This is a genomic window from Psychroserpens sp. AS72 (genome assembly GCF_038900375.1).
Taxonomy (GTDB): domain Bacteria; phylum Bacteroidota; class Bacteroidia; order Flavobacteriales; family Flavobacteriaceae; genus Psychroserpens.
In genome coordinates, this window is the sequence record NZ_JBBMRC010000004.1 from 261,068 (window position 1) to 280,035 (window position 18,968).

The window sequence follows — 18,968 nt, forward strand, 5'->3', positions numbered from 1 at the left end:
TTTACAAGGTAATTATTAAGCTGAAATATTAAGTTGATGTTTTATATTGAAATTAAAAAGCACCTTAGATGTATAAAAAATTCATCATTAACTTAATAAAAATCACAACTGTTTACTTATGCACTTTACAGGTGTTAATTCCGAAAAGCGTGTATAAAGGACAGAAACTAACCAAACTAGTTAATACAAATATTGCTGATAGAGCTAATAGAATGTATGCTAGAGTTCCTTCGATAATTCCTTGCCAATAAAGAATTGCAATAACAATTGCTATCAAAACTCTTACAGCTTTATCCATTTTTCCCATGTTTACTTTCATAGTGTTTATTTTAAATTTAATATCTAAAAGATTTAGATTAATTTTTTAAGTATTAGAAGCAATGATGTTTATGATTTCATCTTTTTGTAGCACACCAGATTGTCTCCAAATTTGTTTTCCTTCTTTAAACAAAAGCATTGTTGGCACACCTCTAACTTGATATTTTGAAGCTAAGCTTTGATTTTTATCTACATCTATTTTAATAATAGATACACGATCACCTAAGCTATCTTTAACCTGTTTTAAAATTGGACTCATCATTTTACATGGTCCACACCATTCTGCAAAAAAATCTACTAAAACGGGTTTTTCTTGATTTATAATTTCTGAAAATTTGCTCATACCTGACGTTTTTCAAATTAGTCATTAAAAGTAACACTCCAAATACCTCTAACCTCATTAACATTGTAGCCTAAAGCTTTATCTTTTGGGTATAGAAATTCTATTTTTTCTAGTATTGGCTTTTTAACATCCTGCTCTGGTTTACCATGACATTGTAAACACATTGAGTTGGTCGTAATAGGATAATAAACTTGCACTTTATTATCTATTTTATCTATTATTGGTTTTGGTTCTCTATTATTTTTTATATCGTTTTTAAAAGAATTAATATACGTCAATTCTTTTTCATTTGCTTGATTATTTTGATTTCTAGGTTTATCTGAAACTCTTTTTATTTCTGCATTATGCAAAACAGACATACTATCTGTTAATGGATATGCTTTTTCATTACAAAAAACTAAAGCTTCTAAAGTTCCTTTTTTTTGAATAGTTCCCATTAAGTTTTTACCTAAAACTGCTTTAGTACTTAAAGCATATTTTAATCCACGTTCTCCATATGTTAAAGTATCAAAATTGGTTTGCGCTTGTTGCTTTTGCATGCCTTTACCTTGACCTTTTCCCTTTCTATTACCTTTTCCTTTACCTTTTCCATTATGGTTTCCTTTTTCTTCATTAAAATGACTTTCAAACCATTCTGGTTGGTCTATTTCAAAATCATACATATAATCTGCTATTTGCTTAATCGTCTCTTCTGGAAATGCTTGTTTAGGCATCACTCCAAAACGTTTAACTGCACCAAACATTTTAGCATCTTCTGCATTAGGGTTTTTAATCCAAGATTGCATTGCAGCTATAAATTGCTCTTTCGTAGTATCGTCATTTAAGTAATGTTTTTTAATAGCAATCATTGGTGGACCAATTCTATCCTCTTGACTAGCAGATGGACTGTGACAGGTATAACAATTGGTTTCCATAAGTTTTTTACCTGGGTGCTTATTAGTGTCCTGTTTGTTTACTAATGCTGAATACTCTTTATTTTTAGAGTTATTACAGCTAAACATCAGTACAGAAAAAATTAAAAATATTAAGAGGTTTTTCATTTTCTAAATTTTATTTTGAAATCTTGCCTGTTGCACAACTCACGAATGATTTTGCTTTAGACACCAAATTATTATCATCATCTATAGAAGGATATCCTAATGCTTTGAGTTTATCTTTCACAGCTAAAGCATCAAAATCATTTATATAATTAAAAGACACTTTACTTTCATCTATATCAACACGTATATCTGAAATATGTTTTATTTCAGAAATTTTAGTAGTTATTGTGTTTGCACAACCACCACATTTTAAATTCTGTACTAGTACTGAAGTTCTCATACACTTAGTTTTAATTATAATTTAAAAAACCTCCTTTAAGATCATAAATTTCGGTAAATCCCATAGCCTCCAATTTGTTTGATGTTTGTCTGCTTCTGCTTCCGCTTCTGCAATACACATAGACTGGTTGTTCTTTATCTAATTTATTAAATTCTACATTAAAATTTCCGGAGTAAAAATCTATATTTATTGCATCTTTTATATGTCCAGAGTTAAACTCGTCTGATGTTCTTACATCTATTAATTGCACATTTTTATTTTCGGTTTGTTCTTTAAATTCTGTTAAAGACAATACCTTAATAGCATTACTTTGAAATGTATTTACACCAAATAACGCAGTAAAAAGCGACATAATAATTACGTATTTCATTGTGGGTTTGTTTACTATAAAATTAATTTAAATGAACGTATTAGTTGGTAACCTTTGTTACACAAAAAAAGCACGCACTACATGACTGTAATACGCGCTTTTCACTAACCAATACACTAAATTTTTATTTCAACGTTGAAGGACAAACATATGCTGTTGTTGGTACCGAAGTATTTTTTATAGCTCCAAAACCTCCTGCAATATCTATTAAATTATGTATGCCTCGACTTTTTAAAATTGATGCTGCAATTACAGATCTGTAACCTCCTGCACAATGTATATAGAAAGGTTTATTATCTGGAAATTCACTTAAATGATTATTAAGTGTATTTAAAGAAGTAAGTTTAGCTCCTTCAACATGCTCTGCAGTATACTCTCCATCCTTTCTAACATCAAAAACTACGTCTTTATTATCTGCATAACGATTTGCAAATTCTTCGGCAGAAATTGAAGTTAATGTATCATAATCCATTCCTGCATTTTTCCACGCTTCAAAACTACCTTCTAAATAACCTATAACATTATCAAAACCAACACGAGAAAGTCTTGTTATAACTTCTTCTTCTCTTCCTATTGGAGCAACTAATAATATTGGCTGACTTACATCAGCTATTAATGCGCCAACCCAAGGTGCAAAATCACCGTCTATACCTATAAAAATAGAACGCGGAATATGACCTTTTACAAATTCGGTTTGATTACGCACATCTAATACAATGGCTTCGGTTTCGTTTGCAGCAGCTTCAAAAGCTTTAGGTGCTAATGGTTTTTGTGATTTTGACATTACCTTATCAAAACTCTCATAACCTTTTATATTCATCATGACATTTTGTGGAAAGTAAGCTGGTGGCTCAGACAAACCATCTAATAATTCACTTATAAATTCCTCTTTAGTCATATCTGCACGTAATGCGTAATTGACTTGCTTTTGATGTCCTAAAGTATCTGTAGTTTCTTTACTCATGTTTTTACCACACGCAGATCCTGCTCCATGATTTGGGTACACAATTAAATCATCACTTAATGGCATAATTTTATTCCGAAGAGAATCAAATAAATAACCTGCTAATTTTTCTTGCGTTAAATCTGAAGCTATTTTTTGTGCTAAATCTGGACGACCAACATCTCCAATAAATAATGTATCACCAGTAACGATACCATGCTCTTTTCCGTTTTCGTCAATTAACAAATACGTTGTACTTTCCATCGTGTGACCTGGAGTGTGAATTACTTTGATTTTGTAATCTCCTACTTCAAATATTTGACCATCTTTAGCAATTATAGCTTCGTAAGAAGGTTTTGCCGTTGGACCAAATACTATTTGTGCTCCAGTTTTTGCTTTTAAATCTAAATGTCCAGAAACAAAATCTGCATGAAAATGTGTTTCAAAAATATATTTGATTTTTGCATCATCTAATTTTGCTCTATCAATATATGGTTGAACCTCTCTCAACGGATCTATAATTGCAGCTTCACCTTTACTTTCTATATAATAAGCTGCATGTGCTAAGCAACCTGTATAAATTTGTTCTATTTTCATTTTTAAATACTATTTTATATGCTATTCAAAAATAGTTTTAATATCTATTTTATGATGTAACAAAAGTTACATTATTAAAGATCAATAACTTTAATATGGTTTCTATTCAATTCTATTTTACCATCAATTTCTAGAGTTTTTAGTAATCTAGATATAACGACACGAGATGTGTGCAAATCTCCTGCAATTTGTTGATGGGTTACATGGATAACTTCATTATGGTTAACCATTGCTTTATCTTTAAGATATTTAAACAAACGCTTATCCATTTTTAAAAAGGCAATGGTATCTATAGCTTCTAACAACTCTGTCATACGGTTATGGTAGCTTTGTAATACAAATTTCTGCCATGATTTATACTTACCTAACCATTCTTCCATTTTTGCAACAGGAATCATAATTAGCTTCGTATCTGTTTCTGCAATGGCTCTAATTTCACTTTTAGAATTTCCTAAGCAACACGATAAAGTCATGGCACAAGTGTCTCCTTGTTCTATAAAATATAAAATGAGTTCATCGCCATCATCATCTTCTCTTAAAATTTTAATGGCTCCACTTACCAAAAGTGGCATTGATTTTATATAATCTCCAATTTCGATTAATTTAAACCCTTCAGGAATATCCTTATAAGTCCCTACGTTATTAATTTCTTGAAGTAATTCATCTTCAAACAAATACCCATAATGTTGTTGTAGTTCTTCTAACATTTTTTGTGGAATAGATTATGAATTCAAAAATAAGCATTTAAAAAAAGATTGAACTGATATATATCATTGTGATACCATTGTAAATAAAATAGTTTTATATGATAAAATATAGAAATTATGAAATCACTTATATACATCTTCGCGTTGTCATTATTAGTAAGTTGTTCTACTACAAGAGTTGCTGATAGTTGGGTAAATAATGATTATAAGAACTATCAACCAAAGAAAATTCTAATTATTGGACTCACAGATAACCTTAGTGGAAGAACATTATTTGAAGAACAATTAAAAAAAGAACTCTCTAACAGAGGTATTGAAGCTGTTGAGAGTTATAAAGTGTTTAAACCAACATTCACTAGTTCAAAACAAACCGAAAAAGAAATTAATGAAGAAATAAAAAGACTCTCTAAGGATGGTTTTGATGCTGTTTTAATTTCTGCTGTTAAAGGTGTTGATGAAAAAGTATCTTATAGTGGAGACGATTTTAGACCTTATTATTATTGGAGACGTTTTGGACGCTATTATTATTTAACGCAGGATGTCTATTATGTCAAAGGTTATTATAATAGTTATAAAATTTATCACATTGAAGCCACTTTATATAACTTAAAGGAAGACAATGATAAATCTTTGGTTTGGGTTGCTTCATATGATATTGTAGATCCTCAACAAATTAATAAAACAGTTGATAATTATGTGACAGCTATTATTAAATCGTTGGAAAAACATCAAATTGTGAAGAGTAATTAGAAAGTTAACCTTTGAGGTTTCATTTCACTCTAGTAGCTACACTATTGTGAGGTTTTTTCTTCCTTTAACTTCACTTTCAATTCTGGTATTTTAATTAATTCAATAGTCGTTGAAGCAAGAATCACTTTTCCATTTGTAGCTTCAAACTCTTTTCTGATTGTATCATTTAAAAGATGTTTTGTAAGTCGACGTTTTTTAAAATCGACAATATATCTCAAATTGAATTGAATCCAATTATCTGTTAAAGTAATTGCCAATGTAGGATCTACTTGAGCATCTTCTATATAATATTTATTAACAACTTCGCTCCATTGAGCCTTTGAATTAGCTGTATATTCTGAAAGTGTTTCTGTAGCAATTTTAATAATAATTGATTTTGCCAAATCAATATCAGATCCAAAGTGAATTGGTAAATTAAATTCGTCCCAAATAAACGGAAAATCATTAGAGTAATTATATATAGGTCCTTTAAACACAAAAGCATTACTTAGTTTAACTATACGTCCACTGTAATTATCACTAGTTACCCATTCGCCAATTTCCATCATAGTGGTATAAATACTATCAACGTCAATGACATCACCTTTGATACCGTTAATTTCTATACGATCGCCAGGTTTATAAACTTTCACTAAAAAAATGTACATAGAACCAGCTATGCTTAAAATTAATTCTTGAAGTGTAAATGCTAATCCTGCAGTGAATAAACCAATAATTATAGTAAAATCTTTTATGGCTCCAGAAAAAAAAGTGATTACTAAAAACACAAGTACTATATAGCCTAGAATTTCTATTCCTTTTTGCGCTTTATAGCGTATAACTGTGTTTGGTATTTTTCTTTTTAAATAGCGTCTTAGTAGTTGAATGCCAAGTAATATAAGAGTAAGTATCAGTAAAAACTTGATCATACTCAAAACAAAAGGATTGTTGTTAAGCCATTCTTTTATAGGCTCTAGTTCTGTCATAGGATTGCTTTTATAATTCCTCGAAAGAATTCAGCTTATTATTAAGTGTTTTTATTTGAGATTGTAGCTGTTCTACTTGTTTTAATAGGTTATAAATGGCATCAATACCTTCAATATTTATATTAAGGTCATAATGTAAACGCATCATTTTTTCTACATCATTAATTTGATTGGTTTGCAAATAATTTTCATCTTCAGTGATGGTAATTTCAACCAGTTCATATTCATGAAGCGTATGTATAAATGCTTCTGAAACTTTATAATGTGTACAAAATTGCTGTATTGAGATAAGTTGTGTCGTGTCCATTTTAACGTAATTTTGAAAGTTCAACAAAGAGTTCTTTTTCTTTAGCAGAAAGATTTGTAGGTGTTTTTATAGTATAGGTTATAAATAAATCACCAAATTGTCCATCTTTTTTATACTTCGGAAAACCTTTTCCCTTTAACTTAACTTTGGTTCCATTTTGGGTTTCTGGTTTTACTGTTAATTTTACTTTTCCGTCGAAAGTATCAACCATAATTTCACCACCTAAAAGCGCTTTGTATAAATCTAAATCTACTGTAGCGTATAAGTTATCACCATCTCTTTTAAATTTAGAATCATTTGTTATTGAAAATTCAATATACAAGTCTCCATTAGGTCCACCATTAACTCCTTTTCCACCATGACCTTTTATTTTTATTATTTGACCATTTTCTACACCTGCAGGAATCGTTATACGAATATTTTTAGAATTCACTGTTAAGGTTTGCTTATGCGAAGTGTATACATCTTTGAGGTTTAACTTTAATTGCGCATTAAAATCTTGACCTTTAAATTTCACTTCTCTACCACGACTTCCTGAGGCTCTTCCTCCAAACATAGAACCAAAGAAATCTGAAAAATCTTCCTCAGAATAACCTCCTTGAGGACCTTGAGAACTACTTTGATATTGCTTTTGTTGTTGTTTTGCCTTTTCGTACTCTTCAGAATGTTTCCAATGCTCTCCATATTCATCATATTTTTTTCGATTTTCTGGATGACTTAAAACTTCATTGGCTTCATTAATTTCTTTGAATTTCTTTTCAGCAACTTTATCATTAGGATTTAAATCTGGATGGTATTTACGAGCCAGTTTCCTGTAAGCTTTTTTGATATCGCTCTCTGTTGCATTTTTTGAAATGCCTAATATTTTGTAATAATCTATAAATGCCATTACTGTTTATTATGTGTTTTTATGTATTCTTTTAATATGTCTTTGAGGCTTTCTAAATACTCTTCCATAATTGAAACATCCATATCTGGATGAACATTTGTTGGTATAGTTATTGGATTTTCGTCTAAAGTAGCATAGAGTTCTGGGTAATTAACTTCTATACTAGTTGTTAGCCTTATTATCTGATTTTCTATGTCTTGTAATGTTTTCATAATGTCCTTTAAAATTACGGATTAAAATTAGTTTTAAATAAAAAAAGGACAAATGATTAATATCATTTAAAATAGGATTATAAAATTGTTCTCATTCTTCTTATTGCACAATTTTATTCATGACAACACAGCTAACTTTATGTTGTTTTTTAATAGTTCCAAACTTCTTAGTTATTAGTTTGAAATCATTTAGCTTACTAATAATAAATGATAAGTTCACTTTATCTTCAACCATCAAGGTTTATATTTTCTCTATAACTTATAGAGAAATACTATAACAATCCCTTTGAATAATTAAAGCTCTTTTTTGCAAATCGAGTTTTTGGAAAGTATCAATATTCTTTTGCACAAAAACAAAATGCGATGCAACAAAGATTAATATGAAAACTAAACTTTTTACGAATTATTTTTTATAACGCTCTCCTAACCACCATTTTGGTTTGACTTGTTTTTTCACCAATCCAAATTTTTTAATGGTATGTAATTCAATATGCTTTATAACATCTTCGACCGAATCGGTAACAAATAATAGTTTCATATCTTCTGGACTAATACTTTCATTCTCTGCCATTAATTGAATATGATGACACAATTCTTTATGGTATTCCGAATCGAAAATAACTATAGGAAAATCTTTAATTACATTGGTTTGAATCAGTATTAAAGCCTCAAACAATTCGTCTAGTGTACCAAAGCCTCCAGGCATTACAATAAAACCATAAGAATATTTCACAAGAATAACTTTACGTAAAAAGAAGTATGGTATGTCAATCCATTTGTGCAGATACTGATTTGGCTTTTGCTCGAATGGTAGTATAATATTACAACCTACAGAGTATCCTCCAGTTTCATAAGCCCCTTTATTAGCAGCCTCCATAATTCCTGGACCACCACCTGTCATTACTGTAAATCCTGTTTTTGCTAATGCTGCTCCAATTTTTTCAGCACTCTTATAGTGTTCAGAATCTTTTGTAAATCTTGCAGACCCAAAAACAGTGACACAAGGTCCAATAAAATGCATTTTTCTAAAGGCTTTTATAAAGTTAAAAAACACTTTAAAAGCAAAGGATAATTCCTTAAAACGAGATAAAGGTCCTCGAACAAACAAAGATTCATCTTTTGATAATTTTATTTTATTAGTAGTCTTCATAGCATAGTTTTTTACGTTGTCTTTTTATAACTCCATACAGCTAAACCATTCATAACAAAAGCATAAAGTAATGTTTTTAATACCTGCGGAAGAATATCATAAAAACCAGAACCTTTTAGCATAACCATTCTCATGACTTCTACAAAATACTTTATTGGGTTAAACTCTGTAATAATTTGAGCCCAATTTGGCATGCTTTCAATTGGTGTAAATAAACCACTCATTAAAATAAAAATAACTGTAAAAAACCAAGCAATAAACATAGCTTGTTGTTGCGTATCTGTAAAGTTGGAAATGAAAAGTCCTATCCCTAAAATAACCAAAATATAAATTGAAGTATAGAAATACATAAGAGGTAAACTCCCAAGCATGGGAACATTAAAGATGACTTTTGCTAATATTAAACCAACAGTTAATAATCCCATACCAATTACCCAAAACGGAAACAGTTTGCCTATTATAAACTGACTTTTTTTAATTGGTGTTACGTTGATTTGTTCTAAAGTACCAATTTCTTTTTCGCGTACGATATTCATTCCAGAAAGAAATAATGTAATCATAGTAACTAGTAAAACCAATATTCCTGGAACCATAAAGGTTTTATAATTTAAGGTTTCGTTGTACCAAAATAACGGAATAGTTTCTATTTGGATTGTTTGTATTTGTTGATCGGAAATTTGCAAGACATCAACTTTAATCTGTTTATTAAAGCGTTGTACAATTTGTGTGACATATACATTTTCAACTCCTGCTGCAGCACCATCAATTGCGTTAATGGTTACTCCTATATTATTGTGTTTATCTTTTTGCAAATCGCGCTCAAAATAGTTTGGGATTTCTAAAACAACATCAACTTCACCTTTAAGCATTGCTGCACTTGCTAATGATTCCGAAGAAAAATCTGTTAAAACATTAAAGTAATTAGAAGCACTAAATTTCTCAATTAATGCTCTGGATGTTGACGTATGATCATTATCAATGTAACCAAACTTGATATTCTTTACTTCAAAAGTAGCTGCATTAGATAAAATAACGAGTTGCAATAATGGCAATATAAAAATAATAGGAAGCATACCTTTATTTCTAAAAATTTGCTTAAACTCCTTTTGTATAATGTATAGTATTGTTTTCATATCACTTCCTACCTTACGGCTCCGCTTAAGATAAACTTCAGTGGGAATCTCTTTTTAAATTTCATTTTTTAATAAACATCTCGACTACGTTCGATGATACAACTTTACTCTTTTACTCTAATCGTATTTTATATTTCTTTACACTTATTGCAATAAAAAACACAGTCATTCCAACTAAAATCAAAGTTTCTTTCCAAACATATTGTAATCCAACACCTTTAAGCATAATGCCCTTAATGATTATTATAAACCATTTTGCTGGTACAATATTGCTAATCATTTGCAATGGCAAAGGCATACTTGAAATAGGAAAAATAAATCCCGAAAGTAAAATTACGGGAAGCATTAATCCCATTAAAGAAATCATCATTGCGGTTTGTTGTGTTGCTGAAATGGTAGAAATTAAAATCCCTAAAGCTAAAGCACTAATTATGAAAAGAACACTTTCAAAAGCCAATAAAAACAAACTTCCTTGAACTGGCATTTTGAAGATAAATATGCTCAACACAACAATAACTATAGCATTTATAATTGATAGAAAAATATACGGAAACACTTTCCCAACAATAACTTGAATTGGTTTTAAAGGTGAAACCAAAAGGATTTCCATAGTTCCTAATTCTTTTTCTCTAGTAATAGAAATGGACGTCATCATAGCAGAAACCAACATTAAAATAATAGTCATAACACCAGGAACAAACATGTATACACTTTTTAATTCTGGATTGTAAACCATACGTGTTTGTGGTATAATTTGATAGGCGATTGTAATGTTTTTATTCAATCCTTTTTGATATTGCTGAAGAATGGCGTTGACATAATTACTTATTGTATTTGCAGTATTTGGATCTGTTGCGTCTGTAATAATTTGAATTGTAGCTTTGTTTTTTTTAATAAGGTTTTTACTGAAATCTGCTTCAAAATTCAAAACGGCTTTAACCTGACCTTTTTTAAACACTGAAGCAATATCTGCCTCACGATTAATCATTTGTTTAACACTGAAATATTTAGAAGCCGAAATCTTATTAATAATTTCTTCAGTAGTTGCGTCTTTTGAATGGTCTAAAATGGCAATATCAACATTATTGATTTCATTAGTAATCGCAAAACCAAAAAGCATGATTTGGGCAATTGGCATACCAAAGAGAATAAATAACGAGCGTCTATCTCTAAAAATATGATAGAATTCTTTTTTTATGAAGCCTATAAATCTTTTCATCTCATGTTCCTGCGAAAGCAGGAATCTCTTTTTAAGTTATTATTTTTCTATTTCACCCTTTGATCTGTAATCTATTACACAGAGATACACAGAGATACACAGAGAAACCACTGAGGTTCAAAGAGTTTTTATACTGCAAACTGTGACTGCGACTGCAAACTTTATTTTCATCCTCTAGCTAGTTTTAAAAACACATCATTCATGTTGGCAGCTTGATAATGCTCTTTTAATTTTTTAGGTGTATCTAAAGCTTCAATTTTTCCATTTACCATGATAGACACTCTATCGCAATATTCTGCTTCATCCATATAATGTGTGGTTACAAAAACGGTTGTACCTAAGCTTGCTGCTTTATAGATCATTTCCCAAAACTGTCGTCTTGTAATGGGATCAACTCCACCTGTTGGCTCATCTAAAAACACAATTTTTGGATCGTGAAGTAAAGACACCGAAAAGGATAATTTCTGCTTCCAACCTAATGGTAAGGATCCTACTAATTTATTTGCCACTTTTTCTAGCCCTAACTCCTCTATTAATACAGCAGATTTTTCTTTGATAATTTTTCTTGACAAACCATAAATTCCACCAAAGAATGTGATATTTTCTTTAACGGTTAAATCGTCATACAAGGCAAATTTCTGACTCATATAACCTATGTTTTTTTTGATGTCTTCTGCATTAGTAAACACATCAAAACCTGCAACCATAGCTTTACCCGAAGTTGGTTTTGAAATACCAATTAGCATTTTCATAGCTGTTGTTTTTCCTGCTCCATTTGCTCCTAAAAATCCAAAAATTTCGCCTTTTTCGACATTAAAAGTTATAGCATTTACGGCTGTAAAATCTCCAAACATTTTGGTTAACCCTTCTACTTGTATGACTTTAGTGTTATTCATTATTTTGCCAATTCCATAAATGTGTCTTCAATAGTAGCTACTGTTTTATCAATTTCTATATTGGACAAATTTTTCAATTCTAAATACATTTGTAATTCTTCTGGATTAAAATCGGATCTACGATCTGTATAATGTACATATTCACCAAAAGGATACACGCTGTGGTTGTGCTCATAGTTTTTTAAACTGTTAATGAGCTGATACATATTATTTGCTCGTACATTATAAATTTGCTTTGGATAATGTTTTACAATGGCCTCAGGTGTATCAATCTCTAAAATTTTCCCGTCTTGAATGAGTGCAATTCTATCACATAATGCAGCTTCATCCATATAAGGTGTAGACACCAAAATAGTAATATCCCTTTGTTGTAATCGTTTCAACATTTCCCAAAATTCTTTTCTAGATACTGGGTCAACTCCTGTTGTTGGCTCATCTAAAAACAACACTTTAGGTTTATGGATTAACGCACAACACAACGCTAACTTTTGTTTCATTCCACCAGATAATTTTCCTGCTCTTCGATCTTTAAATGGTTCTATTTGCACATAAATTTCTTTTATTAAATCGTAATTTTCTTCAATCGTTGTTCCGAAAATAGTTGCGAAAAAATTTAAGTTTTCTTCAACCGTTAAATCTTGATAGAGTGAAAATTTCCCTGGCATATAACCTACACTATTCCTTATCTTTTTATAATCTGCAAGCACATCAAAACCTGCAACTGTTGCTGTACCTTCATTAGCAATTAAAAGTGTTGTTAAAATCCTAAAAAGTGTTGTTTTCCCTGCTCCATCTGGCCCAATAATACCAAACAATTCATTTGGTTTTACGGTAAAAGAAATGTCTTTTAAAGCATTTACTTTTTTGTAAGATTTTGATATGTTGTTAATGATTATGCTCATTAGTTTTTATTTATCCATAGTTCTGCTGGCATTCCTATTTTCAAACTTCCATCATTGACAACATCTATTTTTGCAGCATATACTAAAGCCACACGTTCTTCTTTTGTTTGAATTATTTTGGGAGTAAACTCTGCTTCCGAAGCAATCCAACTAATAATTCCTTTATAAGATTTCATAGTCTCTGCATCATCTATTTTCACAGTCACTTCCTGACCTATTTTGATATTTGCCAATTGTGTTTCGCTAATATAAACACGTAGTTGCATCGTGTTTAAATTGGCAATTTTATACAATGGTTTCCCAAAAGCTGTAATCTCATTTGGCTCAGCGTATTTGGTTAATACGGTTCCGTTTGATGGGTTTATGATTTTACTTTTTAGAATTTGATCGTCAATTTGTTTTAGTTGCACATCAATAGATTTTAGCTCGTTAACAACAGGTGCATTTTGGATTTCTACACTTCTAATTTGACTTTGAATAACATCAATCTCTCCTGTAATATCATCTAATTGTTTTTGCGTTCCTGCATTATCTTTTATAAGGTTTTCAGCTCGCATTTTATTTGTGTTTGCAGTTTTTAATTTAGCATTTAACACATTGATTTGTGATAAAACACCTTTTGATTTAGAACTAATTACTGCTTTTGAAACTTCTAATTGTTCTCTTTTTAATGCCAACGGAATGGTATCGATGTAACCAATAAATTGCTCCTTTTGAAGTACGTCGCCTTCACTTACATCAAATTGCATTAGTTTTCCGTTATTTTCTGATGAAATGGTTATTTCAGTAGCTTCAAAATTTCCGTAACCATCTGCTTTTCCGTTATCATTTCCGCAGGAAAACAAACTTGAAGCTATGATACTTAATCCTAATATATAGTTGTGCTTTTTCATTTTTATATATTTATTGTCCTTTAATAACATTATAATTTGCTTTTGCGAGTTGCAATTGAACCCTATGTCTCACCAACGTATTTTCATCTTCAAATAAATTGGTAAGCTCTGTTATGTAAGCTGAAGAGGTAATCACGCCATTTTTGAGTTGAGAATCTGCAGACTTAAGAACTTCTTTTCTAAGGCTAATAATTTCTAAATCTGAAGCGATAAAGCTTTCAATTTTATTGATTTCTTTTTGTTGTTGATTGAGCTCAATATTAGTATTCAATGTGAAAATTTCAGTTTCAGTATCCAAAATATCTTTGTTGACAGCTAGTGATTCTCGTTGTTTTTTGTTAGAATTCCAATCAAAAACAATCCAATTCAATTTGACACCAACAGTATAAAATGGTTGAAAAGAATTATCGAGCATATTTAATCCTGGATTACCATAACCACCTGTTGCAAAACCAAGTAATTTTGGAGAATTTTGTTTTGCGATTAAGCTTTCAGAGTTTTCTATTTCTTGTTTTTTATATTGAAATAAGTCTAATTCAGGTCTTTTTAATTCTGTATTTAATTGCGTCTCTACAAGTGGATTTTGAAATTGAGTATAAATATCTAATGGTTGAAATATTAAACTCGAAAGCGTTTCAATAAGTGCTATTTTATTACTCAACAGCTCTTGAGATTGTTGGCTTATTTTTAATAATTCTGCTTCTAACACTTTATCAGAAGATGGTAAAACCACACCATATTTAATACCTGATTTCACTTCTTTAAGTTTGGACTCTAGCTGTGTTCGTTTAGCATTTAATAACAACTCAGATTCTTGAACTAATAATACTGAAAAATAGAGTTGATTAATCTGTTGTTTTAATTGGTACAGACTAACTTCAAGTTGCTTTTGTTTCGTTTTTAATTGAGCAGATTTTAAATTTAAAGAGGCATCTGTTAATCCACCATTATAAATTAGTTGATTGACAGAAAGTGTAGCACGATATTGATCTTTATTTAATGGCTCTATATTCGCATTTGGGATAGGAATTTCAATAACATCAGACTGATATGTTGCTTGTGCATCTAAACTAAATTGTGGTAATTTTGAAGTAGAAATAATGGCTTTATCCAATTTGTTTTGTGCATCTAATAGTTGCTCTTGTTTTGCTAAAGGATAGTTTGCAGTCACTAAAGTATAACATTCTTCTAAAGAGATGCTTTGTTGTGCAACACTTGGTAATGCGATTATGAAAATTAAAATGATTAATAGTTTTTTCATTTTATGTGTTCTTTATAGAATTAATAATAAAGTCGGCAACTTCAGTTTTACGATCTTCAATTAGTTGCTTGTAGGCTTCATCATCTGTATTTGTAAATGCCATGATTAAAGGTTTAGCTACAAATGGAAAAATATTTAAAGCCATAATATTCATAAATAATTGTTCTGCACTAATCGGTTTTATAATGCCATTTTCAACTTCAATTTGAACTTGTTTTTTAAATTTCTCAAGATTAGGAAAACCTGGATTGTCTTTCATTTTCAAAATAAAATCTGGATTTCTATTGAGTTCTTGAATGATAAAATTGGGCAAATAAGGATGTTTAACAATAAATGTGATATAGTTTGATGTAAAGTGTTTCACTTTCTCTTCAATAGAAGAATCATCATTTAAAACAGCATTTAATTGTGGTGCTAATAATGAAAACGCATTTTTAAATACGGCTTCAAACAACAATTGTTTATTTCTATAATAGTAATGAAGCATAGCTTTATTAATACCTGCTTTATCTGCAATTTCTTGCATTCTAGCTCCAATCATTCCTTTAGTCTGAAATATACTTTTTGCAGCGTTTAATATTTGTTCTTCGGTATTTTCGTCTTTTGTTTTTTTCATTTCAACTAAATGGTTTAACCAATTGGTTAACAAAGATACAAAAGTTTTACATTTGAGCAACCAACTCTATGCTAGCATTTTAAAATTCTGATAATTCAATTTGCTTTATTTACAAAATTTTTATCATGAGCTATCACTAAAAGGGACAAACTTTTTTCAATACTTAACTACTTTAAAATATTGTATATATTTTCTTCATTATAGTGATTCAAATTCCCTCTAGATTCAAATCCGATACTTATGAAAGGGCTATTTAATAGAGCAATAGCAACGCATTGTTATCTTTTTAATAGGCTAATTTTGATTGTAACATTATATATTCATTCAGGTTTACAAAATCAATAGCTCCAACTAGTTTGCCTTGATTTACTACCGGAATAAATTTTTGCTTCTTATTATAAATGAGAGGATATATTGATTTAAGATCATCTGTATTTTTGACTGTTTTAAAGTTTGTATCCATCACATTTCCAACTAAAACATTCTTATTTGAGTTTTCAATTATTTGTCTATGATATAAAAGCCCTTTAATTAAACCGTCTTCAGTTACAACAAAGTTAATTTCAGTTCCAGAAATTATCTTATTAACTACAAGATCTATAGAATCTTTAGGATTAAATGTTGTTATATTAAGTAACATTGCATCTTCAACAGTATGACCTTTAAGTAATGCCATATGTTGTACCATTTGATTTTCGCCATAGGCTCCTAAAAATATAAACAAAGCAATAAAAATGAGAAACGGATTATAAAGTAAACCAACTAATAAAAATACAACTGCGATAAATTGACCTATACTTGCTGCTATTTGTGTTGCTTTTACTCGATTTATTTTTAAAGCTAATAATGCTCTTAATAATCGTCCGCCATCCATTGGGAAAGCAGGAATCATATTAAACAATACCAAACCAACGTTTACTATAAATAAGAAAAATAAAAAATTCTGAAATGTGAAACTCACAAATATTTCATAGGCATCTGTAAAACTTTGACTGAATATATCTTCTATTGGAACTACAAAATATAGTAAAATAGCTATAACAACATTAACTAAAGGACCTGCTATAACTATGAGAAGTTCTTGCTTAGGAGACTCTGGTATTTTGTCAAAACTTGCCACACCTCCTATTGGAAGCAATGTTATTTTTTCGGTTTTAACACCAAAATGTTTTGCTGTTAAAGCGTGACCCAGTTCATGCAGTACGACACACAGAAAAACTGCTAAAACAAAAGCAATGTTAAAGAAAATACTATCTGCGCTTCCTCCTCGTTTTAGCTCATCAAATACAATCCAAGCAATTAAAAAGAAAAATGTCCAATGCACTTTTATTTTTATTCCAGAAATACTACCTAAACTTAAATTACTTTTCATGTTTTAGTTCTTAATAGTAATTAATGACCATTTGTTTTTATCCAAAAAAGCATATAGATTATCTGATAGGCGTTTTGAATTAATTTTAGGTGGTTCTTTCAAAAACTTTCTATCCAAAACTATATTAACTCCTGGTGGTTTTATATAGTGTTTTATTTTACCATTCTTGTCTATAATGGTTTCAAAATATTTATAGTAAACGATATCTTTGTCTAAAGCTACATTTCGACCTCTAATTTCTTTTACCAATTCTAATGCTATTGCATATCCATTATTAAAATTGGTGGCATTTAAAAATTGTGGTTCAATAATGGTTTTACCAGAAGAATCTATGTAGCCAAAATAAGAAATACCATCTTTTTCTTCCTGAATTAAACACCTATTCTCTTCAAAAATCGGATAAGTTCCTTGTGCTGATTTGGTTGAAACTAAATCATTTCTAAAACCCACAACAATATCTCCATTAGTATTAATGAATGCCCATTGACCATCTTTTTCAATAGCTGCAAAACCCTCATGTATAGGCGAGATATAATCAATATTTTCAAGAGATTGTGTAAAACTAAAGATTGGGATTAACACAATAACTATAAATAAAATGATTGCTTTTTCTACTTTTAGATACGTTTTCATAATGTCGTTTTAATTTGAGTTAATACTATTAATAATATCTTGTTTTTGAAGTACTCCAGATTGTCGCCACACTTGTTTCCCTTTTTTAAACAATAACATAGTAGGCACACCACGAACTTGGTATTTGGCAGCCAAAGGTTGATTTTTATCTACATCAATTTTTATAATTTTCACACTTTCTCCCAGTTCTTCTTTAACCTGTTTTAATATTGGCGCCAACATTTTGCATGGTCCACACCAATCAGCAAAAAAATCGACTAAAACAGGTGTGTCAGAATTTATTATATTGTTAAAACTATTTTTCATTTTCTATCTTATTTATAACATTCTCTAATTTAAGACTTACCTCTTGAGCTACTTTCCCTAGTGTCTTACTATCTACAGCTTGCATAGATACCATAGGATTTATTGCAGAGACTTCAATGACATTAGGCGAATGCTCTTGTATAATAACATTACATGGTAACATAGTCCCTATCTTATCCTCTGCCATCAATGCTTGATATGCAAATGGTGGGTTACAAGCGCCTAAAATTGTATATTTTTTAAAATCTACTTGTAGTTTGTCACTTAAGGTTTGCTGTATATCAATTTTTGTAAGCACACCAAATCCTTCATTTTTTAGTAGCTCAACTACCCTCTTTTCTATGGATTCAAAACGTCCATTAACCGTCGTCGTAAAATAATAACTCATAATCAAGATTTTTTTAATTCAATGTCTAGTTTAGCTAGCATAATTAATTCTGCTTTATTAATACCTGAAAAAGCATAAGCTATTGAAGTTGCTGTTTTTAAAATCAACTTCCGAATGTCAGCTGTAAAGAGTTGGCTTTGATCATTTTTATAATTTATAAAATCATCAAAACATGCTTGAACATTAAGTTCATCAGAATGTTTAAGCCAATCAAAAACAATTTCAATTTGATAAGCAGCATCAGCTCCAAAGGCATCATTGATATCATCAACATCTAACCATTCTTGTTTAACAAATGCTTTTAATTTATCAAACTCAAGTTCTCTAACAGTTCCATCAGATGCTGCAATAGCAAAAAATAGTTTTCCTAAATTTTGATAAAATACGAGTGTTAATTTCTTTTGAGTTGTCATGTGGTGCATTTTAAATTGTACAGTAAAAATAATTGTATCATTACATTAAAAGAATGATATAAATC

25 protein-coding genes are annotated in these 18,968 nt (G+C 30.0%); 1 reads left to right on the forward strand and 24 read right to left on the reverse strand.

Annotated features, from left to right (window positions below):
• Window positions 1-112: 112 nt before the first annotated feature.
• From WNY78_RS10125 to WNY78_RS10155, 7 genes are all read right to left on the reverse strand, one after another.
• A complete protein-coding gene (locus tag WNY78_RS10125; RefSeq protein WP_342873081.1) occupies window positions 113-319 on the reverse strand; it encodes a DUF2892 domain-containing protein in 207 nt (68 codons plus the stop codon).
• 45 nt (window positions 320-364) lie between these two features.
• Window positions 365-661 carry a thioredoxin gene (trxA, locus tag WNY78_RS10130; RefSeq protein ID WP_342873082.1) on the reverse strand — a complete coding sequence of 99 codons (297 nt, stop codon included), beginning with the start codon at window positions 659-661 and terminating at the stop codon, window positions 365-367.
• 17 nt (window positions 662-678) lie between these two features.
• On the reverse strand, window positions 679-1,701 hold the full coding sequence (locus WNY78_RS10135) for a DUF3365 domain-containing protein (protein WP_342873083.1): 1,023 nt from the start codon (window positions 1,699-1,701) through the stop codon (window positions 679-681).
• Between the two features lie 10 nt (window positions 1,702-1,711).
• Complete coding sequence (locus WNY78_RS10140) at window positions 1,712-1,981, reverse strand: heavy-metal-associated domain-containing protein (protein WP_342873084.1); 270 nt, start codon at window positions 1,979-1,981, stop codon at window positions 1,712-1,714.
• Window positions 1,982-1,991: 10 nt separating this feature from the next.
• Window positions 1,992-2,351 carry a rhodanese-like domain-containing protein gene (locus WNY78_RS10145; RefSeq protein WP_342873085.1) on the reverse strand — a complete coding sequence of 120 codons (360 nt, stop codon included), beginning with the start codon at window positions 2,349-2,351 and terminating at the stop codon, window positions 1,992-1,994.
• Between the two features lie 124 nt (window positions 2,352-2,475).
• Window positions 2,476-3,891 (reverse strand): MBL fold metallo-hydrolase, encoded by a 1,416-nt coding sequence (locus tag WNY78_RS10150; RefSeq protein ID WP_342873086.1) that lies wholly within the window; start codon window positions 3,889-3,891, stop codon window positions 2,476-2,478.
• Window positions 3,892-3,965: 74 nt separating this feature from the next.
• Window positions 3,966-4,598 carry a Crp/Fnr family transcriptional regulator gene (locus tag WNY78_RS10155; protein WP_342873087.1) on the reverse strand — a complete coding sequence of 211 codons (633 nt, stop codon included), beginning with the start codon at window positions 4,596-4,598 and terminating at the stop codon, window positions 3,966-3,968.
• A gap of 117 nt (window positions 4,599-4,715) precedes the next feature.
• Between WNY78_RS10155 and WNY78_RS10160 the strand changes: the two genes are divergently transcribed.
• Window positions 4,716-5,348, forward strand: coding sequence for a hypothetical protein (locus WNY78_RS10160; protein WP_342873088.1), 633 nt, complete (start codon window positions 4,716-4,718; stop codon window positions 5,346-5,348).
• 41 nt (window positions 5,349-5,389) lie between these two features.
• Here the strand turns inward: WNY78_RS10160 and WNY78_RS10165 are convergent, their stop codons facing one another.
• The 17 genes from WNY78_RS10165 to WNY78_RS10245 all read right to left on the reverse strand — a co-directional run bounded on the left by WNY78_RS10165 (window position 5,390) and on the right by WNY78_RS10245 (window position 18,903).
• A complete protein-coding gene (locus WNY78_RS10165; RefSeq protein WP_342873089.1) occupies window positions 5,390-6,313 on the reverse strand; it encodes a mechanosensitive ion channel family protein in 924 nt (307 codons plus the stop codon).
• Between the two features lie 10 nt (window positions 6,314-6,323).
• Entirely contained in the window at window positions 6,324-6,620 is a 297-nt protein-coding gene (locus WNY78_RS10170; protein WP_342873090.1) for a chaperone modulator CbpM, read from the reverse strand.
• Between the two features lies 1 nt (window position 6,621).
• Complete coding sequence (locus WNY78_RS10175) at window positions 6,622-7,509, reverse strand: J domain-containing protein (protein WP_342873091.1); 888 nt, start codon at window positions 7,507-7,509, stop codon at window positions 6,622-6,624.
• Complete coding sequence (locus WNY78_RS10180) at window positions 7,509-7,721, reverse strand: hypothetical protein (RefSeq protein ID WP_342873092.1); 213 nt, start codon at window positions 7,719-7,721, stop codon at window positions 7,509-7,511. The genes WNY78_RS10175 and WNY78_RS10180 overlap by 1 nt, the downstream gene beginning before the upstream one ends.
• Window positions 7,722-8,124: 403 nt before the next feature.
• Window positions 8,125-8,871 (reverse strand): TIGR00730 family Rossman fold protein, encoded by a 747-nt coding sequence (locus tag WNY78_RS10185; protein WP_342873093.1) that lies wholly within the window; start codon window positions 8,869-8,871, stop codon window positions 8,125-8,127.
• An 11-nt stretch (window positions 8,872-8,882) separates the two neighbouring features.
• Window positions 8,883-10,004 carry an ABC transporter permease gene (locus WNY78_RS10190; protein WP_342873094.1) on the reverse strand — a complete coding sequence of 374 codons (1,122 nt, stop codon included), beginning with the start codon at window positions 10,002-10,004 and terminating at the stop codon, window positions 8,883-8,885.
• Window positions 10,005-10,116: 112 nt separating this feature from the next.
• Window positions 10,117-11,223, reverse strand: coding sequence for an ABC transporter permease (locus tag WNY78_RS10195; RefSeq protein ID WP_342873095.1), 1,107 nt, complete (start codon window positions 11,221-11,223; stop codon window positions 10,117-10,119).
• Between the two features lie 167 nt (window positions 11,224-11,390).
• Window positions 11,391-12,119, reverse strand: a complete 729-nt coding sequence (locus WNY78_RS10200) for an ABC transporter ATP-binding protein (RefSeq protein WP_342873096.1) — start codon at window positions 12,117-12,119, stop codon at window positions 11,391-11,393.
• Window positions 12,119-13,021, reverse strand: a complete 903-nt coding sequence (locus tag WNY78_RS10205; RefSeq protein ID WP_342873097.1) for an ABC transporter ATP-binding protein — start codon at window positions 13,019-13,021, stop codon at window positions 12,119-12,121. Before WNY78_RS10205 ends, WNY78_RS10200 begins: the two co-directional genes overlap by 1 nt.
• Entirely contained in the window at window positions 13,021-13,914 is an 894-nt protein-coding gene (locus WNY78_RS10210) for an HlyD family efflux transporter periplasmic adaptor subunit (RefSeq protein WP_342873098.1), read from the reverse strand. The genes WNY78_RS10205 and WNY78_RS10210 overlap by 1 nt, the downstream gene beginning before the upstream one ends.
• A 10-nt stretch (window positions 13,915-13,924) precedes the next feature.
• The gene (locus WNY78_RS10215) at window positions 13,925-15,175 is read right to left on the reverse strand and encodes a TolC family protein (protein WP_342873099.1); all 1,251 of its coding nucleotides are present in this window, start codon (window positions 15,173-15,175) and stop codon (window positions 13,925-13,927) included.
• A 1-nt stretch (window position 15,176) separates the two neighbouring features.
• Window positions 15,177-15,791 carry a TetR/AcrR family transcriptional regulator gene (locus tag WNY78_RS10220; RefSeq protein WP_342873100.1) on the reverse strand — a complete coding sequence of 205 codons (615 nt, stop codon included), beginning with the start codon at window positions 15,789-15,791 and terminating at the stop codon, window positions 15,177-15,179.
• Window positions 15,792-16,077: 286 nt separating this feature from the next.
• Window positions 16,078-17,163 carry a site-2 protease family protein gene (locus tag WNY78_RS10225; protein ID WP_342873101.1) on the reverse strand — a complete coding sequence of 362 codons (1,086 nt, stop codon included), beginning with the start codon at window positions 17,161-17,163 and terminating at the stop codon, window positions 16,078-16,080.
• A 3-nt stretch (window positions 17,164-17,166) separates the two neighbouring features.
• On the reverse strand, window positions 17,167-17,796 hold the full coding sequence (locus tag WNY78_RS10230) for a WG repeat-containing protein (RefSeq protein WP_342873102.1): 630 nt from the start codon (window positions 17,794-17,796) through the stop codon (window positions 17,167-17,169).
• A 9-nt stretch (window positions 17,797-17,805) separates the two neighbouring features.
• Window positions 17,806-18,102 carry a thioredoxin gene (gene trxA, locus WNY78_RS10235; protein ID WP_342873103.1) on the reverse strand — a complete coding sequence of 99 codons (297 nt, stop codon included), beginning with the start codon at window positions 18,100-18,102 and terminating at the stop codon, window positions 17,806-17,808.
• Window positions 18,092-18,490, reverse strand: a complete 399-nt coding sequence (locus WNY78_RS10240) for a DUF302 domain-containing protein (protein WP_342873104.1) — start codon at window positions 18,488-18,490, stop codon at window positions 18,092-18,094. The genes trxA (WNY78_RS10235) and WNY78_RS10240 overlap by 11 nt, the downstream gene beginning before the upstream one ends.
• Before the next feature lie 2 nt (window positions 18,491-18,492).
• On the reverse strand, window positions 18,493-18,903 hold the full coding sequence (locus tag WNY78_RS10245; protein WP_342873105.1) for a hypothetical protein: 411 nt from the start codon (window positions 18,901-18,903) through the stop codon (window positions 18,493-18,495).
• Window positions 18,904-18,968 lie beyond the last annotated feature (65 nt).

Excerpts from the sequence above, each read along its gene's own strand:
- WNY78_RS10170 (WP_342873090.1), bottom strand. The coding sequence starts at position 6,620 with ATGGACACGACACAACTTATCTCAATACAGCAATTTTGTACACATTAT.
- WNY78_RS10135 (WP_342873083.1), bottom strand. The coding sequence starts at position 1,701 with ATGAAAAACCTCTTAATATTTTTAATTTTTTCTGTACTGATGTTTAGC.
- WNY78_RS10155 (WP_342873087.1), bottom strand. The coding sequence starts at position 4,598 with ATGTTAGAAGAACTACAACAACATTATGGGTATTTGTTTGAAGATGAA.
- WNY78_RS10240 (WP_342873104.1), bottom strand. The coding sequence starts at position 18,490 with ATGAGTTATTATTTTACGACGACGGTTAATGGACGTTTTGAATCCATA.
- WNY78_RS10205 (WP_342873097.1), bottom strand. The coding sequence starts at position 13,021 with ATGAGCATAATCATTAACAACATATCAAAATCTTACAAAAAAGTAAAT.
- WNY78_RS10160 (WP_342873088.1), top strand. The coding sequence starts at position 4,716 with ATGAAATCACTTATATACATCTTCGCGTTGTCATTATTAGTAAGTTGT.
- WNY78_RS10175 (WP_342873091.1), bottom strand. The coding sequence starts at position 7,509 with ATGGCATTTATAGATTATTACAAAATATTAGGCATTTCAAAAAATGCA.
- WNY78_RS10200 (WP_342873096.1), bottom strand. The coding sequence starts at position 12,119 with ATGAATAACACTAAAGTCATACAAGTAGAAGGGTTAACCAAAATGTTT.
- WNY78_RS10195 (WP_342873095.1), bottom strand. The coding sequence starts at position 11,223 with ATGAAAAGATTTATAGGCTTCATAAAAAAAGAATTCTATCATATTTTT.
- WNY78_RS10245 (WP_342873105.1), bottom strand. The coding sequence starts at position 18,903 with ATGACAACTCAAAAGAAATTAACACTCGTATTTTATCAAAATTTAGGA.
- WNY78_RS10215 (WP_342873099.1), bottom strand. The coding sequence starts at position 15,175 with ATGAAAAAACTATTAATCATTTTAATTTTCATAATCGCATTACCAAGT.
- WNY78_RS10150 (WP_342873086.1), bottom strand. The coding sequence starts at position 3,891 with ATGAAAATAGAACAAATTTATACAGGTTGCTTAGCACATGCAGCTTAT.
- WNY78_RS10125 (WP_342873081.1), bottom strand. The coding sequence starts at position 319 with ATGAAAGTAAACATGGGAAAAATGGATAAAGCTGTAAGAGTTTTGATA.
- WNY78_RS10190 (WP_342873094.1), bottom strand. The coding sequence starts at position 10,004 with ATGAAAACAATACTATACATTATACAAAAGGAGTTTAAGCAAATTTTT.
- WNY78_RS10220 (WP_342873100.1), bottom strand. The coding sequence starts at position 15,791 with ATGAAAAAAACAAAAGACGAAAATACCGAAGAACAAATATTAAACGCT.
- WNY78_RS10180 (WP_342873092.1), bottom strand. The coding sequence starts at position 7,721 with ATGAAAACATTACAAGACATAGAAAATCAGATAATAAGGCTAACAACT.
- WNY78_RS10165 (WP_342873089.1), bottom strand. The coding sequence starts at position 6,313 with ATGACAGAACTAGAGCCTATAAAAGAATGGCTTAACAACAATCCTTTT.
- WNY78_RS10185 (WP_342873093.1), bottom strand. The coding sequence starts at position 8,871 with ATGAAGACTACTAATAAAATAAAATTATCAAAAGATGAATCTTTGTTT.
- WNY78_RS10140 (WP_342873084.1), bottom strand. The coding sequence starts at position 1,981 with ATGAGAACTTCAGTACTAGTACAGAATTTAAAATGTGGTGGTTGTGCA.
- WNY78_RS10225 (WP_342873101.1), bottom strand. The coding sequence starts at position 17,163 with ATGAAAAGTAATTTAAGTTTAGGTAGTATTTCTGGAATAAAAATAAAA.
- WNY78_RS10230 (WP_342873102.1), bottom strand. The coding sequence starts at position 17,796 with ATGAAAACGTATCTAAAAGTAGAAAAAGCAATCATTTTATTTATAGTT.
- WNY78_RS10210 (WP_342873098.1), bottom strand. The coding sequence starts at position 13,914 with ATGAAAAAGCACAACTATATATTAGGATTAAGTATCATAGCTTCAAGT.
- WNY78_RS10145 (WP_342873085.1), bottom strand. The coding sequence starts at position 2,351 with ATGAAATACGTAATTATTATGTCGCTTTTTACTGCGTTATTTGGTGTA.
- trxA (WP_342873103.1), bottom strand. The coding sequence starts at position 18,102 with ATGAAAAATAGTTTTAACAATATAATAAATTCTGACACACCTGTTTTA.
- trxA (WP_342873082.1), bottom strand. The coding sequence starts at position 661 with ATGAGCAAATTTTCAGAAATTATAAATCAAGAAAAACCCGTTTTAGTA.